This window comes from Vicinamibacterales bacterium, from assembly GCA_036496585.1.
In the GTDB taxonomy this organism is placed as follows: domain Bacteria; phylum Acidobacteriota; class Vicinamibacteria; order Vicinamibacterales; family 2-12-FULL-66-21; genus JAICSD01.
Map to the genome: position 1 here is coordinate 58,525 of DASXLB010000056.1, position 13,999 is coordinate 72,523.

At 68.6% G+C, this 13,999-nt stretch carries 12 protein-coding genes; 7 read left to right on the forward strand and 5 right to left on the reverse strand.

What is annotated here, in order from left to right; genetic code table 11:
• Positions 1-5: 5 nt before the first annotated feature.
• The 6 genes from VGI12_17095 to VGI12_17120 are packed head-to-tail and all read left to right on the forward strand — an operon-like array spanning position 6 to position 6,093.
• Entirely contained in the window at positions 6-749 is a 744-nt protein-coding gene (locus tag VGI12_17095) for a FadR/GntR family transcriptional regulator (protein ID HEY2434394.1), read from the forward strand.
• Between the two features lie 28 nt (positions 750-777).
• Positions 778-1,110: a UxaA family hydrolase gene (locus VGI12_17100; GenBank protein ID HEY2434395.1), complete on the forward strand. Its 333-nt coding sequence runs from the start codon at positions 778-780 to the stop codon at positions 1,108-1,110.
• A complete protein-coding gene (locus VGI12_17105) occupies positions 1,107-2,285 on the forward strand; it encodes a UxaA family hydrolase (GenBank protein HEY2434396.1) in 1,179 nt (392 codons plus the stop codon). Before VGI12_17100 ends, VGI12_17105 begins: the two co-directional genes overlap by 4 nt.
• A gap of 15 nt (positions 2,286-2,300) precedes the next feature.
• On the forward strand, positions 2,301-3,647 hold the full coding sequence (locus VGI12_17110; GenBank protein ID HEY2434397.1) for an MFS transporter: 1,347 nt from the start codon (positions 2,301-2,303) through the stop codon (positions 3,645-3,647).
• A complete protein-coding gene (locus tag VGI12_17115) occupies positions 3,644-4,912 on the forward strand; it encodes a lactate racemase domain-containing protein (protein HEY2434398.1) in 1,269 nt (422 codons plus the stop codon). The genes VGI12_17110 and VGI12_17115 overlap by 4 nt, the downstream gene beginning before the upstream one ends.
• A gap of 35 nt (positions 4,913-4,947) precedes the next feature.
• Entirely contained in the window at positions 4,948-6,093 is a 1,146-nt protein-coding gene (locus VGI12_17120) for an FAD-dependent monooxygenase (GenBank protein ID HEY2434399.1), read from the forward strand.
• Positions 6,094-6,106: 13 nt separating this feature from the next.
• On the opposite strand, the gene VGI12_17125 is transcribed toward VGI12_17120, so the two are convergent.
• The 4 genes from VGI12_17125 to VGI12_17140 form a co-directional block, all read right to left on the reverse strand.
• Positions 6,107-6,991 carry a TIM barrel protein gene (locus tag VGI12_17125; GenBank protein HEY2434400.1) on the reverse strand — a complete coding sequence of 295 codons (885 nt, stop codon included), beginning with the start codon at positions 6,989-6,991 and terminating at the stop codon, positions 6,107-6,109.
• Positions 6,984-8,195 (reverse strand): MFS transporter, encoded by a 1,212-nt coding sequence (locus tag VGI12_17130; GenBank protein HEY2434401.1) that lies wholly within the window; start codon positions 8,193-8,195, stop codon positions 6,984-6,986. Before VGI12_17130 ends, VGI12_17125 begins: the two co-directional genes overlap by 8 nt.
• A 152-nt stretch (positions 8,196-8,347) precedes the next feature.
• Complete coding sequence (gene galK, locus VGI12_17135) at positions 8,348-9,448, reverse strand: galactokinase (GenBank protein ID HEY2434402.1); 1,101 nt, start codon at positions 9,446-9,448, stop codon at positions 8,348-8,350.
• A gap of 12 nt (positions 9,449-9,460) precedes the next feature.
• Entirely contained in the window at positions 9,461-10,609 is a 1,149-nt protein-coding gene (locus tag VGI12_17140; protein HEY2434403.1) for an alginate lyase family protein, read from the reverse strand.
• 183 nt (positions 10,610-10,792) lie between these two features.
• On the opposite strand from VGI12_17140, the gene VGI12_17145 reads away from it, so the two are divergent.
• On the forward strand, positions 10,793-12,220 hold the full coding sequence (locus VGI12_17145; GenBank protein ID HEY2434404.1) for an alpha-L-fucosidase: 1,428 nt from the start codon (positions 10,793-10,795) through the stop codon (positions 12,218-12,220).
• Positions 12,221-12,515: 295 nt separating this feature from the next.
• Here VGI12_17145 and VGI12_17150 read toward each other — a convergent pair whose 3' ends face one another.
• A complete protein-coding gene (locus VGI12_17150) occupies positions 12,516-13,943 on the reverse strand; it encodes a hypothetical protein (protein HEY2434405.1) in 1,428 nt (475 codons plus the stop codon).
• Positions 13,944-13,999 lie beyond the last annotated feature (56 nt).

Here is a 13,999-nt window from a genome sequence, read left to right on the forward strand (position 1 = left end):
GACCAATGTTCGAGGGCAGCACCGACCAGGTCGTCGCCTTCGTCCGCGACCTCATCGTGCGCGGCCAGGTCCGTCCTGGGGACCGGCTGCCAGCGGAGCGGGAGCTGGCGGTACAGATCGGCGTCAGCCGTCCCTCGGTGCGCGCCGGCCTGCATGCGCTCGCGGCGATGGGCGTGGTGCAGTCGCGCCACGGATCCGGCACCTACATTCCGTCCGGGCCGCCGGCACTCGGGTCGGAGCCGCTGAGCTTTCTCGCGGCGCTGCACGGCTTCTCGCGCGACGACATGTACGAGGCGCGGCGCATTCTCGAGGTGGAAGCGGCCGGCCTTGCGGCCGAGCGCGCCACCCACGAGCACCTGGCCACCCTCGCAGACGAAGTGGCCGGCCTCTTCGCCAACCGGGAGAATCCACAGCTCTTCTTCGTGCACGACATCAATTTTCATCGTGGTGTCGCCAATGCCGCCGGCAATCCGATCGTCGCCGCGCTGGTCGACATGGTCTCCGCGATGTACTACGAGCGGCGTCAGGCGACGGTCGCGCGCGCCTCCGACCGCGACCTGCGCGACGCCGCCGAAGCCCACCGGCGCATCTACCAGGCCATCCGCGCCCACGACGCGGCCGCGGCCAGGCGCGCCATGAACGATCACCTGCTGCAGGCGAGCCGCTATCAGGCGCAGGAACTCGCCAAGGCGGTGCCGCGCGTGGCGGTCCGCCGCCGCAAGTCCACCCCGGCCCGGGCTTACTCCTAGCCGGTCTGCCGGCGAGCGCCAATCATCCGTGAACCCGATCATCATCATCAGCCCGTCCGACAACGTCGCGACCGCGCTCGAACCGCTCGAGCCCGGGCTCGTGCTGGCGGGCGCCAGCGCGGTGACGGTCAGCGAATCGATTCCGCGCGGGCACAAAGTCGCGCTGCGCGCCATCGGCGCCGGCAACCCGGTCGTCAAGTACGGGAGCTCGATCGGGACCGCTACGGCGGATATCGCGCCGGGCGCGCACGTCCACACCCACAACCTGGCCAGCCGGCGGGGCCGCGGCGATCTGGCGGCGGCCGGCCACGCCGCCGTTCCGCGCCTGGCCGAGCCGCCCGACGATCGAGGCGATGCATGACGGCGCCCCGTGCGACCTTTCAAGGCTACCGGCGCCCCGACGGCCGCGTCGGCGTCCGGAACCATCTGCTGGTCGTGCCGACCGTGATCTGTTCGTCGGTGGTGGCCGACCGCGTCGCCGCGTCGGTCGCGCCGGTCGGTACGTCGCTGCCGCACACCGCCGGCTGCGGCCAGCTGGGCCCCGACCTGCTGACGACGCATGGCACGCTGGCGGCCTACTGCGCGCACCCGAACGTCGGCGCCGTCATCGTGATGGCGCTCGGCTGCGAGCAGGTGGTCGCGCAGCACCTGGCGGAGACCGCGCGCCGGGCCGGCAAGCCGGTGCAGGTGATCGCGATTCAGCACGAAGGGGGCACCGTGCGCGCCACCGAGCGCGGCATAGCGGCGGCGCGGCAGATGGTCGACGATCTGGCGCGCGCGCCACGAGAGACGTGCGATCTCACGGAGCTCATCCTGTCGGTGAAGTGCGGGGGCTCGGACTACACCTCTGGCCTCGCGTCGAACCCGGCGCTGGGGCGCGTCGCGGATCGGCTCGTCGATCTCGGCGGCGCGGTGGTGCTCGGCGAGATCGCCGAAATCATGGGCGCCGAGGATCTGCTGGCGGCCCGCGCCGTGACGCCCGACACCGGCGCTCGCCTGTTGCGGGTCGTCAACCGCGTCGAATCGGAGGCGATGTCGCTCGGTCTCGATATCCGCGGCACGCAGCCGGCGCCGGGCAACATCCGCGGCGGGCTGACGACGATCGAGGAGAAATCGCTCGGCGCGACCCACAAGGGGGGTGAGCACGCACCGCTCACCGACGTCGTCGGCTACTCGGCGCGGATCACCGAGAAGGGGCTGACGGTGATGGACACGCCCGGCCTCGACGTCGAGGCGGTGACCGGCATGGTCGGCGGCGGCGCGCAGGTGGTCGTGTTCACGACCGGGCTTGGCACGCCGACGGGGAATCCGATCGCGCCGGTGATCAAGATCACCGGTAACGCGCGCACGGCCGTGTCGATGGCCGACAACATCGACCTCGACGTGAGCGGCGTCCTCGACGATCGCGAAACACTGGATCAGGCCGCGTCGCGCCTGTTCGACAGGCTGCTGGCGGTCTGTGCCGGCGACGCCACGGCGACCGAGCGCCTCGGGTTCCGGGAGTTCGCGATCTACCGCCGCAACCCGACCATCTGAAGGAGAGGTTCCCGCGTGGCGTCCGCATCGACGACGACGGAAGCGCCGGCCCCCGGCGCCGGCAGGTGGCGGTGGGGCGTCTGCGCGCTGCTGTTCCTGGCGACGACGGTCAACTACGTCGATCGACAGGTGATCGCGCTGCTGAAGCCGACGCTCCAGCACGACCTCGGGTGGACCGAGATCGACTACGCCGACATCGTCTTCGCCTTCCAGGGCGCCTACGCGATTGGCCTGCTGGTCGCCGGCCGGATCATCGATCGCATCGGCACCAAACTCGGGTTCTCGCTCGCGCTGCTCGTCTGGAGCGCTGCGGCGATTGCGCATGCGTGGGCGATCGCGATCGGCGGCTACACGGCGCCGCTGCTGGCGCTGGCCGGCCTCACGTATTCAGGCTCGGTCGCGGGTTTCATCGCGGTGCGCTTTCTCTTGGGGCTTGGCGAAGGCGGAAATTTCCCAGCGGCGATCAAGACCGTCGCGGAGTGGTTCCCGAAGAAGGAGCGCGCGCTGGCGACCGGGATCTTCAATTCCGGCACCAATGTCGGCGCGTTGCTGGCGCCGCTCGCCGTGCCGTGGCTGACGCTGCGCTACGGATGGCCGGGCGCGTTCGTCGCGACCGGCGCCATCGGCCTCGCGTGGCTGGCGCTCTGGTGGCCGCTCTACGCGCCGGCGGCGCGCCATCCTCGGGTGACGCCGCAGGAACTCGCCTACATTCAGAGCGACCCGCCGGACCCACCCGTGCGAGTGCCGTGGCTGAAGCTGATTCCGCACCGGCAGACGTGGGCTGTCGCGGCCGCCAAAGGGCTCACCGATCCGATCTGGTGGCTCTATCTCTTCTGGATTCCCGACTTCCTGTTCAAGCGGTACGGCATCGACCTGAAGTCGCTGGCCTTGCCGGTGATCGTCATCTATCAGCTGGCGACGGTCGGCAGCGTCGGCGGCGGCTGGTTCTCGTCGGCGCTGATGCGCCGGGGCTGGACGCTGAACGGCGCGCGCAAGTCGGCGATGCTGACGTGCGCGATCGCGGTCGTGCCGATCGCGTTCGCGGCGCGCGCCGGCAGCGTGTGGACCGCGGTGATCCTGATCGGCGTGGCCGCCGCCGCGCATCAGGGATGGTCGGCGAACGTGTTCACGCTCGCCTCGGACATGTTCCCGCGCCACGCCGTCGGCTCGGTGGTCGGGTTCGCCGGCATGTGGGGCGCGCTCGGCGGCATGGTCATCGCCAAGGTGACCGGGTATATTCTGCAGACGACCGGCAGCTATGTACCGGTGTTCATGATTGCGGCGTCGGCGTACCTCGTCGCGATCGCGGTCGTGCACGTCCTCGCGCCGAGGCTCGAGCCGGCACAGCTGGATCAGGCATGACGACAGGCGTTCTGCAATCCGCTTCGTCCGTCCGCATCCTCTCGACCGAGGAGATGCGGGCGATCGTCCGCGAGGCGCTCTCCGGGGTCCGCCCGGGAACGCGCGTGCTTGCCGTCATACCGGACAAAACGCGCGACGACAGTACAGATCTTCTCTTCCCCATGGTGTCGCAGGAGCTGCAGGCGCGAGGCGCGGGATCGTTCGACGCGCTGGTGGCGCAGGGGACCCATCCGCCGATGACCGGCGGGGAAAAGCGGGCCAAGATCGGCTTCGGCACGGCGGAGCTGCCGCTCCTCGGCGAAGTCTTCGATCATCACTGGGATGATCCGTCGCAGTTGACGACCCTCGGGACGCTCAGCGCCGACGAGGTGTCGTGTCTCACTGATGGCCTGATGCGCGAGGAGGTGCCGATCCAGCTCAATCGCCTGCTGGCGCCGGGCGCCTACGATCTGATTCTCGTGATCGGGGCGGTCGTGCCGCACGAGGTCGCCGGATTCGCGGGCGGGGCGAAGTACTTTTTCCCTGGCGTCGCCGGCCCGGCGCTGACCCACCTGACGCATTGGCTCGGCGCGCTCGCCACGATCGAACACGTCATCGGACGCGTCGAGACTCCGACGCGGCGCGTGATCGAGGCCGCGGCCGATCGGGTGTCGACCCCCGTCATCGGACTCACGTCGGTGGTGACGCGTGTCGACGGAGCGCTGCGCACGCATGGGCTGTTTGCCGGATCGCTGCGCGACACGGTCCGCCAGGCCGCGGCGGTCAGCACGCAGGTCCACATCCGGTATACGGGACGCCGCTATCGCCGCGTGCTCGCCCTCCTCGACGAGCACTACGACGAGATGTGGGTTGCCGGCAAGGCGAGCTACAAGCTTGGCGGGATCATCGAATCGGGCGGCGAGCTCGTCATCTACGCACCGCACCTGACCGCCATTTCGACGACGCACGGACGGCTGATCGAGAAGTACGGCTACGCGCCGCTCGAGCAGGTGCAGGACATGCTGGCGGGTTCCGACGAGCTGCGCGCCAACCTCTGCGTCGCGGCGCACCTGGCGCACGTCAGTTACGGCAGCCGCGTCGCCACCGACGGGGTCATCGTCCCGCGGTACCGGATTACCCTGGCGTCGGCGATCCCGGAGGACGTCTGCCGGCGCGTCCGCCTGGGGTATGCGCCGGTCGCGTCGATCGACGTCGCCGCGGGCCGCCTCGATCCCGACACCCTGGTGGTCGAAAACGCCGGGCGCGACCTGTATCTCGTCGCCTGACGCGGCTGGCCGCCCTCCCCATCCTGGCTGGTGACATGCGAAGTGCATTGATCGTGGGCGCCGGCATCGGCGGGCTCGCGGCGGCGATCGCGCTGCGGCACGCCGACTGGGAGGTCCAGATCGTCGAGCAGGCGGCGACGCCGCGCGAACTGGGCTTCGCATTGGCACTTGCGCCCAACGCGCTCGCGGCACTCGACGAGCTCGGCCTGCGCCACGTCGTCGTGCCGCGCGGCGTCGAGGTGAAGACGCTCGAGGTGCGCCGCGCCGATGGGCGCCTGCTCAAGCGGATCGTCATGTCGGGCGCCGCCGTGCAGTCCGTCGTCCTCTTGCGCCCCGCGCTGCACGGGGCACTCCTGGAGGCGGTCGGCCCCGGCGTCCTCCAGCCAGGTTGTCGCGTGACAGGCGTCGAATCCGGGTCTTCGGCAGCGGTGGTGACGGCCGACAATCAGGACCTCTCCCGGCGCACGCCAGCCGATGTTGTCGTCGGAGCTGACGGAGTGGGGTCGGTCGTGCGACGGGCGCTCCATCCCGGCGAGCCGCCGCCGCGGCCTTCCGGCTACCATGCGCTGCGCGGGGTCAGCGAAAACGTCGCCGACCGGATGGGTGGCGCCGACGCCGTTGTGTATCTCGGCGACGGTGTGGAGATCGGCGTTGCGCGCGCGAGCGCGTCCGCGGTCTATTGGTACATCTCGCTGCTGGACGGGGCCGTCGAAGCCGACGCGGCGGCGGCGCTCGATCGCGGGCTTCGCGGCGTCCACGAAACCCCCGCGGGAATCATACGCGCCGCCGCAGCCGACGCGATCCGACTGGATCGGCTGTGGCTGCGCGCGCCGCTCGTGACTTGGGGACGCGGCCGCGTGACGCTGCTCGGCGACGCGGCGCATCCGGTCCTGCCGCACACGGCGCAGGGCGCCGCGCAGGCGCTCGAAGACGCGGTCGCGCTTGGGCTCGCCCTGCGAGGCGGCGATATCGAGGCGGGTCTGCGGCGCTACGAGCAGGTCCGCGCGGCGCGGACGCGGCGGATCATCCAGTCGGGGCCGCGGATCGCGGCGATGACGACCACGCGCAGCCGCGCGAGGATCGCGCTGCGCGACTCGCTCGTGCGCCTCACGCCGGCCCGGGTGCTGGCGACGACGATGACCCGGCTGGCGGCGGATCCGCACCGCGCGCTTCGCGGCTGAGCAAATCAGCGCGTCATAGAGTCAGGCCGAGCTGGCTCGTCACGTACGCCTTGTTGGTCTCGGCGCTCGTCTTCGGCGTCCCGTTGGCGTCGACCACCTTGTCGAGCTCGACGATGGCCCAGCCGGAAAAGCCAATCGCCTTCAGCGCCGCGACGCAGCCTTTGACGTCGACGCGTCCCCGTCCGAGCTCGACCCACTGGTAGCCGGGCGCTTCGTTGACGATTCGGACATCCTTGAGATGCACGACCTTGATCGCATTGCCGTGCTGTTGAATGAACGCGACCGGATCGCCGCCACCCTGCTGGTAGTGCGCGATGTCGAAGAGCAGGCCGACCGACGCGGCATCGCACTGGCTGAGGATCGCCTCGATCGCCGCGGGCGGTTCTCCCGTGCTGTTCATGTGATGGTGATAGACGAGCGGCACGCCGAGCGCGTTCGTCTTCGCGCCGAGCGTGTTCATCGCGTCGGCGAGCCGTTTGTAATCGTCGGTCGTGACGACGCGCCCCTTCGGTTTCTCGTCGATGACCTGGATCCGCTGCCCGCCGGCATCACGCACGAACTTCGCGTGCTCCAGGTGCATGTCGATGTTGGCGGCGACGTCCGCCGCCTGGTAGTTCAGATTGCCGCTCGAGAGCACCGGAAAGGCCAGCGTGTGCGTCTTCAAGAGCGCCTTCAAATCCGCCGGCGTCTTCCCCCAGCGATCGAACGCGCTGGCACGCAGCTGGATACCCTTGAAGCCCACCGCCGAGACATCTTCGATGGCTTTGGGATCGTCACCGCCCCAGGTGATCGCGGCGTAGCCAATTGTGAACGCCTGCGCGGCGGCGGCGTTCAGGCGCCAGGCGATCGGCGCGGCGGCCAGCAGTGACAGGAACTCCCGGCGTTGCATGTCAGACATGACTCGTGACCTCGTGCGCACTCCGGCGCGGCAGCGCGGCGATCGCCAGTGTGCCGACGAGCGCAATGGCAATCAGAAGAAGGAACCCGGTCCGGTAACTGGCCGAATGGTCCCGAAGATACCCGATCAGCATCGGCGCTGTCGCTTCCGCCACGCCGTCCGCGGTGAGAAGCACCCCCAGCAGCCGGCCGAGCACCCGCACACCGAACAGCTCGGCGGCCATCAGCGGGATGATCATGTACTCGCCGCCGAGACCCAGGCCGAACACGATCGAGAACGCGGAGAGCGACGTCGGGCTGCCGGTCAGCAGCAACGGGATCGAGCCGGCGACGAGCACGTAGATCAGGAGCATCACCGCTTTTTTCGGAAGTCGATCGGCGAGCCATCCCATGAGCAGACGCCCGAAGATGCTGAAGAACAGCACCATCGCGGCGATCCGGCCGGCGGCATCCTGCGCGAACTTCAGGTCGAGGCTGAGATACAGCTTGAGATGCTGGTTGGCGCCCCCGACCGCCGCGATCGAGCACATGCTGCCGAGCGCCAGCAGGTAGAACGCGGGGTCGCGGAAGACGTCTCGCAGTCCGGGCCCGTCTGGCGGGTCGTTCGCACGCGGGCCACGTCGCGCGGGTCCGGCGCCGTCTGGCTGGTCCGTCACGAAATACGCCATCGGCAGCGCGACGACAACGATCACGACGCCGATGACCTGCAGCGCACCGCGCCAGCCGAACGCGGCCGCCAGGTTCGGCGACAACCTGAGCACGAGCCAACCGCCGATGCCGATGCCCAGGTAGGCGAAGCCCATCGCCTTGCCGCGGCCGGTGTCGAACCAGCGCGACAGCAACACCTGGTTCGGAAGCGGGCCGCCGCAGACGTAGCCGATCGCGTTGAAGACGTAGAAGAGGTAGAACATCCACAGCGTTGACATGTGCGCGAGCCCGACGAGCGCGCCACCCGCCATCACGATCCCGGCCATCATGAGCCGCCGCGGTCCGAACCGATCGACGATCCATCCGGCGGCGAATCCGAACAACGGTCCGATGATCAGCCGGCTGATCGCGTTTCCGGACGTCACCTGCGCGCGCGACCAGCCGAACTCGCGCACCATGAAGTCGTAGTAGAACGGCAGCCCGTAGAGCGCGAGGCCGACGATGGTGAAGAGCGCCGTGAACGAGGTGGCGGCGACGTAGCCGCGGCGCCTATCCACGAACGTCCTCCAACCGTCGCTTCGGATCGTCGAGCCGCGACGCGTCATCGCTCACGATAGTGTTCCTCGCTCAGTGCGCGCAGGCGCGCGGCCGCCAACCGCAGGAGTGGCGGGTAGAAGTGTGCGTGCCGGTGGCGGCATGGTGGGGTGCATCACGCGATCCGCCGTACACCGTCGGACGCCGCACAGGGATAGATGTCGGCGACTCGCCCGGTGGTCGTCGCATAGCCGCCGCGGATCTGCTCGGCGACCGAGGCGACCGCCGGCGCGTCGACCAGCGCGACGACACAGCCGCCGAAGCCGCCGCCGGTGAGGCGAGCGCCGTAGACGCCGTGACAGGCGCGCGCCGCGTCCACCAGCGCATCGATCGAGGGGGTGCTGATCTCATAGTCGTCCCGCATGCTGGCGTGCGAGGCGTCCATCAGCGCGCCGAAGGCCCGAAGATCGCCGCGGGTGAGAGCCTCCGCCGCGTGGAGGACGCGCTCGTTCTCGGTGACGACGTGGCGGCAGCGGCGGTAGACGCGGGCGTCGAGCCGCGCCCGGCTCTCCTCGAGCTGGGCGGAGGTCACGTCGCGCAGCGCGCGGACGTCTGGAAGCGCCCCCTGCAGCGACCGCACGCCGCTCTCGCAGTCGCTACGGCGGTGGTTGTACTCGCCCGACGCGTGCGCGTGCCTGGTCATCGAGTTGCAGATGAGCACGCGGACGCCGTCCGGTATCGGCAGGGCGTCGATGCGCAGCGAGCGCGTGTCGATCAGTAGGGCATGCCCGGCGCGACCGTGACAAGCGATGAACTGGTCCATGATTCCACAGCGCGTCCCGACGAACTCGTGTTCGGCCTGCTGGCAGGCCAGAGCCAGCTCGGTGAGGTCGATCGGCGCGCCGGCCAGATCGAGGAGCCCGAACCCGATCGACACTTCGAGCGCCGCCGAAGAGCTGAGCCCCGCCCCGGCGGGCACGTCGCTGGTGATGGCGATGTCGGCGCCGCGCAGGCGATGGCCGCGCCGCTCCAGGATCGCGGCGGTGCCACGGAGGTAGTCGCTCCAGCTCCCGCTCGGTCCGGATCCCGGCTGGTCGAGGTCGAACGCGATCGACGGCGCCTGTCCCGATTGCACCACCACCGTGCGATCGGGGCGCGGGGTCATCGTGGCGGTCGTCGCACGATCGATGGCGACCGGCATGACGAAGCCGTCGTTGTAGTCGGTGTGCTCGCCGATGAGATTGACGCGGCCTGGCGCGCGGTAGGCGAACGTCATGACATGCCGCCTCTAGTCGACCCAGAGCCGCGGCTGGCGCACGAAGAAGTTGCGGATCACTTCCTCGACGTTGGAGTCCGCCGGCAGCGTGGACCAGAGTTGCAGGTAGGACGGCTCGCCGAGCGCGCGGCCCGCGAAGAGCAGGCTGGCCTGGCGCATGGGCCACGCCCCGTCGTACATCACGTCAGGCGGCTTCGGCCACGTCTGCTTGTCGCGGATGTAGGGCACCATGAAGGCCATGGCCCTGCGCATGCCGCGGCCGTCGGGCAGCTCGTAGGTCCACAGATCGTCGTTTCTGGTCGAGAGGATCTGGCAGATCGTCGCCATCGCCTCGAGATTGAAGAGCGAGTAGCCGTAGGGCTTGCTGCGGGCGAGCTCGCGGGGGAAGCTGCCGTCGGCGGCCATCTGCTGCAGAAGGACGGTCTTGAACCGGCCGCGGCAGTCGCGCAGCAGCGGCTCGTTGCCGGTGTAGTGCGCGAAGGCCGCCACCTGCATCACCCAGCAGGTGGCGTGGTTGTTCGTCGTGTCGCGTTCGTCGCGGCCGTACTGGTCGGTCGTCAGCCAGTCGAGATAATCGGCGAACCAGCGCCGCGTGCTGCGCGCCGACTCCGGGCCCCAGCCGGGAGCGCCGTCGAGGCGTTCGAGCGCGCGCGCCACCTCGACGAGGTGGATCGTGTCGATGATGCCGGTGCCGCGGCCGGTAACGCGGCCGTGGATCGCCTGCGCGTAGCGCAAAGCTGGCGTCATCTTCGTCGCCGCCGCCACGAACCACGCGTCGGCATGGCGCCCAGCGGCGAGCGCATACTTGCGGTCGTGGGTCAGCAGATAGGCGGCGGTGAGCGCCGGCATCTCGACCGACAACCGCATCAACGCCTTGCGGTGCTCGTCGAAGTTTCCGGGATTGCTCATGCCGTCGCGCTGGAGGTAGGGCCCGTCGGGATTCGCCGGGTCGGGCCACCAGTAATCGCCTTCCGAGAAGTAGTCGTGCACGCCGCCGGCGCTGCGCGGCGAGTGCGACGCCGTGACCGTCGTGGGGGCGTCGGTGAGATAGCGATCGGCCTGCGCGAGCACGCGCGCGCGCTCGCGCGTGCTGGTGTCCTGCGGCAGCGCCGGAGCGAGCCACAGCAGCAGGACCGCGCCGATGACACCCAGACGAATCACCTGACGAGGCTCGATTGCGGCACGAGGCGCGGCGGGGTGATGACCCCCTCGATCACGATGGGCACGATGCTCACGGTGCAGGGCATGGGGCTGCGGTCACTTTAGCGTTAAAGTGAGCCGACTGTATCACCGGCGCAGCTAGGTAGCTGTTGGCAGCGCCCGTCACGGATCGCAGGAGCAATGATGCGTAGATCGATGCTCGCCCCGACGCTGATGTTGATGCCGATGTTGCTGCTGATACCGATGCTGACGGGGGCGGCTCGCCTCGATTCAGCCCACGGTCTCGCGCAGGGCGCCGGCGCGGATCCGGCAAAAGAGACACGGCTCGAATGGTTCCGTGAGGCCAAATACGGGATGTTCATCCACTGGGGCCTCTACGCCATTCCCGCAGGCGAGTGGAAAGGGCAGCGCTGCCTGGGGCTCGGCGAGTGGCTGATGAACCGGTGCAAGGTGCCGGTGCACGACTACGAGGCGCTCGCGAAGCAGTTCAACCCGATCAAATACGATCCCGACGCCTGGGTGCAGCTCGCGCAGGACGCGGGGATGAAGTACATCGTCATCACCTCCAAGCATCACGACGGATTTGCGCTCTTCAAGTCGGCGGCGAGCCCGTACAACGTCGTCGACGCGACGCCGTATCACAAGGACGTGCTGAAGCAGCTGGCCGACGCGTGCGCGCGCCGCGGGATGCGGCTCGGGTTCTATTACTCGCAATCGCAGGACTGGCACGAGCCGGGAGGCGCCGGCAACACCTGGGACTTCGGTCCAGACACCGGCCCCGACGGTAAGACCGAGCTCAAGAAATACGACGACTACCTGCGCGGCAAGGCGGAGCCGCAGGTCAAGGAGCTGCTCACGAACTACGGGCCGGTGGCGCTCGTCTGGTTCGACACGCCGAGGATGATGACGCCCGAGCGCGGTCAACGGTTCGCCGACATCGTCCGCACCCTGCAGCCCAAGACATTGATTGACGGCCGCCTGGGTTCGGAAGGTGACTACCGCTCCACCGGCGACAACGTGATCCCGTCGGAGGCTTCGACAGAGGCCTGGGAGACGCCAGCGACCACGAACGACACCTGGGGGTACCGCACCGACGACACCAACTGGAAGGGGCCCGGCCAGATTCTCTTCAAGCTCATCGATATCGTGAGCAAGGGGGGGAACTATCTGCTCAATGTCGGCCCCATGGCCGACGGACTGATCCCGGAGCCGCCTCAGGAAAGCCTTCGCACCGTCGGGCGGTGGCTGAAACTCAACGGAGAGGCGATTTACGGGACCAGCCAGTCTCCCTTCGGGGACGAGTTCGGGGAGTGGACGTCGCGGAACGCCAAAGACATACGCGGACAGCGGTTGTTCCTGCCGAACACCGACTGGCGGGCGACGGTGAAGCCAGGAAAGCTGTATCTGACGTTTTTTGTCGCGCCGCGAGGCCCGTTCGTGCTGCCGGCGATGCAGAACAAGGTGACCCGCGCTTATCGTCTAATGGACAAGGTTCCGGTGACCGTATCGTCCGAAAACGGACACACGTCGCTGACGATCGACGGACCGTTGCCGGATCCGATGGCCACTGTGGTCGTGGTCGAGTTCAGTGGTGACAAAATCGTGCGCTGATCGCCTTCCAGCGGGAACGCTACGGCCGGCTGGGCGCGCTCGTCGTCTGAAAAGAAGTTGCAACCTTTGGCCAAGACCGCTAGATTGACCTTATCCGGGGTCTGACGATGGGTGGCGCGGCGGGCGCTTTCGCGCTAACGCTTCTCCTCCCGACGCGACTTCGCAGTCGCGCCGCCCATCGGCAGGCCCCGCTTCTCACATTCGGGTTCCAATCCCGCCGCTTCAACGATCCTGAAATTCCTACTCGCTGATCAGTGATCCCTGATCAGCGTTCCGACATCGCGACTCTCCGCCGTCATCCCTTCTGCGCCTTCAGCTTCGCTGCATCGGGGTGCGCGACATAGAACGGGTCGAGCGGATAGCAGCCCGACACGAGGCCGAGGCGCGGGCCGGTCGTGCAGTCGCTGAACGTGCGGCAGATCGACTTGCGCGACATCGGCCGGCCGGCGAGCACGTCGGCCGCCATCTGCGGATACGACAGCACCATACGGCCGAGGCCGACGAAGTCGGTCAAGCCGTTGCGTACGTTGTACTGCGCGACGTGCGGCAGCCACTCTTGGAGATAGGTGTAAGCGGAGCCAACGATCGCCAAGTGCGGAAACGCCTCTTTCAGTCTGGCGGTTCCAGCGATCTGGCGGGCGACGCCGCGCAGGGGATCTTCAGGCGGGAGATAGCCGTCGCTCGGCGGAAACAGCGCCGGCCGCTGCATGTGCGGGTTGTAGTACGGGCTGCCCGCCGTCACACAGATCCAGCGGATGCCAAGGCCTTCGAGGATCCCGAGCAGCTCCCTGGCGTCGGCGAGGGCGGCATCCAGGTGGCCATCGTCGGGCAGGAACCCGAACGCCGACGCGTATGCGCCGGGAACCTGTTCCGGTTCGCCGACGCCGTTTTCCCCCTTGCGGTACGGGATCATGTCGAACGCGGAGAGGCGCACCGCTACCCGCAGTCCGGGCACCGTGGCGCGAATTCCTGCCGTGACGTTCCGAATGAAGCGCGTGCGATTCTCGATCGATCCGCCGTATTTCCCTGCACGCGCGCGCGCGCTCAACAGCTCGTGCCCGAGATAGCCGTGGCAGTGCTTGATGTCGACGAAAGCGAAACCGGCATCGTGCGCCTCTCTCGCGGCGGCGACAAAGCGATCGACGAGGCGATCCATGTCGTCGTCGGTCATCGTCGTCAGGCCGGCTGCAAAGCGGCGGTCGAGCAGGGGATGCGCATAGGCGACGCGCGGCTCCATGCGTCCCTTGACCGACGGCTGCGAATAGCGGCCGGAATGCGTGAGCTGCAGGCCGATTGCGAGATCAGCATCGGCATTGGCGCCGAACGCCTCGCGGTGCGCCGCGACGAGCGTCTCGCGCAGGGCGGCAAGCGCCGGCGTGGTCGCCTCTGAGATCAGGAGCTGCCGCGGATTCGCGCGGCCGTCGAACTGCACGGCCACCGCCTCGCCTCCCCAAATCAGCTTGGCGCCGCTCCTGCCGAACTGCTGCCAGCGGCGGCGGGTCAGGTCGCTCGGGTGGCCATCGGCGGTGCCGTCCCAGCCTTCCATCGGCAGGATGCAGAAGCGGTTGCCGGTGCTCAGGCCGTCAAGTTCGAACGGCCTCGCCATTGGCGATGCACCGGGCGGGTCGAGCACGTCGTCGAACTCGAGCGCCGCACCGATTTGCCGCAGGTGCTCGCGAAAGGCCGACGCTGTCTTCAACGACGCGACACGCGGGTAGCTCACGAGTCGGACCTGTCGGGGCGACGGACTGTTCTCATGGGGCTCGCGTTCCATCGGTG

Excerpts from the sequence above, each read along its gene's own strand:
- VGI12_17145 (HEY2434404.1), top strand. The coding sequence starts at position 10,793 with ATGCGTAGATCGATGCTCGCCCCGACGCTGATGTTGATGCCGATGTTG.
- VGI12_17115 (HEY2434398.1), top strand. The coding sequence starts at position 3,644 with ATGACGACAGGCGTTCTGCAATCCGCTTCGTCCGTCCGCATCCTCTCG.
- VGI12_17095 (HEY2434394.1), top strand. The coding sequence starts at position 6 with ATGTTCGAGGGCAGCACCGACCAGGTCGTCGCCTTCGTCCGCGACCTC.
- VGI12_17120 (HEY2434399.1), top strand. The coding sequence starts at position 4,948 with ATGCGAAGTGCATTGATCGTGGGCGCCGGCATCGGCGGGCTCGCGGCG.
- VGI12_17105 (HEY2434396.1), top strand. The coding sequence starts at position 1,107 with ATGACGGCGCCCCGTGCGACCTTTCAAGGCTACCGGCGCCCCGACGGC.
- galK (HEY2434402.1), bottom strand. The coding sequence starts at position 9,448 with ATGACGTTCGCCTACCGCGCGCCAGGCCGCGTCAATCTCATCGGCGAG.
- VGI12_17125 (HEY2434400.1), bottom strand. The coding sequence starts at position 6,991 with ATGTCTGACATGCAACGCCGGGAGTTCCTGTCACTGCTGGCCGCCGCG.